The organism is Acidovorax sp. SUPP2825, assembly GCF_030158995.1.
Taxonomy (GTDB): Bacteria; Pseudomonadota; Gammaproteobacteria; order Burkholderiales; family Burkholderiaceae_C; genus Paracidovorax.
On the sequence record NZ_BQXK01000043.1, the window covers coordinates 2501 to 5721 of the forward strand.

Genomic DNA, 3221 nt, shown 5'->3' on the forward strand with positions numbered 1-3221 from the left:
AAGAAACATTCACATTACGGCATAACGCGCGAGGTGAAAGACCTCGCAAGTACTTGAAGGAAAATGGAGATGTTTTGAAAGAGACGTCAAAGTTATAGGGTCAAGTGACTAAGAGCATGTGGTGGATGCCTTGGCGATTACAGGCGACGAAAGACGTGATAGCCTGCGATAAGCTTCGGGGAGCTGGCAAATAAGCTTTGATCCGGAGATTTCTGAATGGGGAAACCCACCTCGCAAGAGGTATCGCATACTGAATACATAGGTATGCGAGGCGAACCGGGTGAACTGAAACATCTCAGTAGCTCGAGGAAAAGACATCAACCGAGATTCCGAAAGTAGTGGCGAGCGAAATCGGAAGAGCCTTCTAGTGATAGCACGACTGTTAGCAAAATGGGATGGAAAGCCCAGCCATAGCAGGTGATAGCCCTGTATGCGAAAACAGACGTGTGGTACTAAGCTAGAGAAAAGTAGGGCGGGGCACGAGAAACCTTGTCTGAATATGGGGGGACCATCCTCCAAGGCTAAATACTCGTAATCGACCGATAGTGAACCAGTACCGTGAGGGAAAGGCGAAAAGAACCCCGGGAGGGGAGTGAAATAGATCCTGAAACCGCATGCTTACAAAAAGTAGGAGCCCGCAAGGGTGACTGCGTACCTTTTGTATAATGGGTCAGCGACTTACATTCAGTGGCAAGGTTAACCGAATAGGGAAGCCGTAGAGAAATCGAGTCCGAATAGGGCGTTCAGTCGCTGGGTGTAGACCCGAAACCAAGTGATCTATCCATGGCCAGGATGAAGGTGCCGTAACAGGTACTGGAGGTCCGAACCGACTAGTGTTGCAAAACTAGCGGATGAGCTGTGGATAGGGGTGAAAGGCTAAACAAACTTGGAAATAGCTGGTTCTCTCCGAAAACTATTTAGGTAGTGCCTCAAGTATTACCGTCGGGGGTAGAGCACTGTTTTGGCTAGGGGGTCATGGCGACTTACCAAACCAAGGCAAACTCCGAATACCGACGAGTACAGCTTGGGAGACAGAGCACCGGGTGCTAACGTCCGGACTCAAGAGGGAAACAACCCAGACCGCCAGCTAAGGTCCCTAAAATTGGCTAAGTGGGAAACGAAGTGGGAAGGCTAAAACAGTCAGGATGTTGGCTTAGAAGCAGCCATCATTTAAAGAAAGCGTAATAGCTCACTGATCGAGTCGTCCTGCGCGGAAGATGTAACGGGGCTAAGCCAGTTACCGAAGCTGCGGATTCACAGTTTACTGTGAGTGGTAGGAGAGCGTTCTGTAAGCCTGTGAAGGTGTCTGGTAACGGATGCTGGAGGTATCAGAAGTGCGAATGCTGACATGAGTAGCGTTAAAGGGGGTGAAAAGCCCCCTCGCCGTAAGCGCAAGGTTTTCTACGCAACGTTCATCGGCGTAGAGTGAGTCGGCCCCTAAGGCGAGGCAGAGATGCGTAGCTGATGGGAAACAGGTCAATATTCCTGTACCGATGTGTAGTGCGATGTGGGGACGGAGAAGGTTAGCTCAGCCAACTGTTGGATATGTTGGTTCAAGCCTGTAGTCGTGCCTGGTAGGCAAATCCGCCAGGTTTAGATGAGGGGTGATAACGAGTCTGCTTGCAGACGAAGTGAGTGATACCCTGCTTCCAGGAAAAGCCACTAAGCTTCAGCTACACACGACCGTACCGCAAACCGACACTGGTGCGCGAGATGAGTATTCTAAGGCGCTTGAGAGAACTCAGGAGAAGGAACTCGGCAAATTGATACCGTAACTTCGGGAGAAGGTATGCCCCAAGTAGGTGAACCTGTACAAGGCGAGCCCAAAGGGGTTGCAAAAAATCGGTGGCTGCGACTGTTTAATAAAAACACAGCACTCTGCAAACACGAAAGTGGACGTATAGGGTGTGACGCCTGCCCGGTGCTGGAAGATTAAATGATGGGGTGCAAGCTCTTGATTGAAGTCCCAGTAAACGGCGGCCGTAACTATAACGGTCCTAAGGTAGCGAAATTCCTTGTCGGGTAAGTTCCGACCTGCACGAATGGCGTAACGATGGCCACACTGTCTCCTCCTGAGACTCAGCGAAGTTGAAATGTTTGTGATGATGCAATCTCCCCGCGGAAAGACGGAAAGACCCCATGAACCTTTACTGTAGCTTTGTATTGGACTTTGAACAGATCTGTGTAGGATAGGTGGGAGGCTTTGAAGTGAGGACGCTAGTTCTCATGGAGCCAACGTTGAAATACCACCCTGGTGTGTTTGAGGTTCTAACCTAGGTCCCTTATCGGGATCGGGGACAGTGCATGGTAGGCAGTTTGACTGGGGCGGTCTCCTCCCAAAGCGTAACGGAGGAGTTCGAAGGTACGCTAGGTACGGTCGGACATCGTGCTAATAGTGCAATGGCATAAGCGTGCTTAACTGCGAGACTGACAAGTCGAGCAGATGCGAAAGCAGGACATAGTGATCCGGTGGTTCTGTATGGAAGGGCCATCGCTCAACGGATAAAAGGTACTCTGGGGATAACAGGCTGATACCGCCCAAGAGTTCATATCGACGGCGGTGTTTGGCACCTCGATGTCGGCTCATCTCATCCTGGGGCTGTAGCCGGTCCCAAGGGTATGGCTGTTCGCCATTTAAAGAGGTACGTGAGCTGGGTTTAAAACGTCGTGAGACAGTTTGGTCCCTATCTTCCGTGGGCGCTGCAGATTTGAGGAAGCCTGCTCCTAGTACGAGAGGACCGGAGTGGACACACCTCTGGTGTATCGGTTGTCACGCCAGTGGCATTGCCGAGTAGCTAAGTGTGGAAGAGATAACCGCTGAAAGCATCTAAGCGGGAAACTCGTTTCAAGATGAGATCTGCCGGGGCCTTGAGCCCCCTAAAGAGTCGTTCAAGACCAGGACGTTGATAGGTCAGGTGTGGAAGCGCAGTAATGCGTTAAGCTAACTGATACTAATTGCTCGTGCGGCTTGACCCTATAACTTTGATCACCATTCGATCAAGTTGTTATGCCAAGTGACGCAGTCAAAATACAAGCTGATTCCAAACTCTATGAATTCGCCGCCTTGATCACATCAAGGTAGCTCCAAGTTATGCCTGATGACCATAGCAAGTTGGTCCCACTCCTTCCCATCCCGAACAGGACAGTGAAACGACTTTGCGCCGATGATAGTGCGGGTTCCCGTGTGAAAGTAGGTCATCGTCAGGCTCTTACAGCCCAAA

2 rRNA genes are annotated in these 3221 nt (G+C 50.7%); both read left to right on the plus strand.

Going from position 1 to position 3221, the window contains the following annotated elements:
* Positions 1-98 precede the first annotated feature (98 nt).
* Positions 99-2976: ribosomal RNA gene (locus tag AVAK2825_RS24445) — 23S ribosomal RNA — on the plus strand.
* 118 nt (positions 2977-3094) lie between these two features.
* Positions 3095-3207, plus strand: a 5S ribosomal RNA gene (gene rrf / locus AVAK2825_RS24450).
* The last annotated feature ends 14 nt before the right edge of the window (positions 3208-3221 follow it).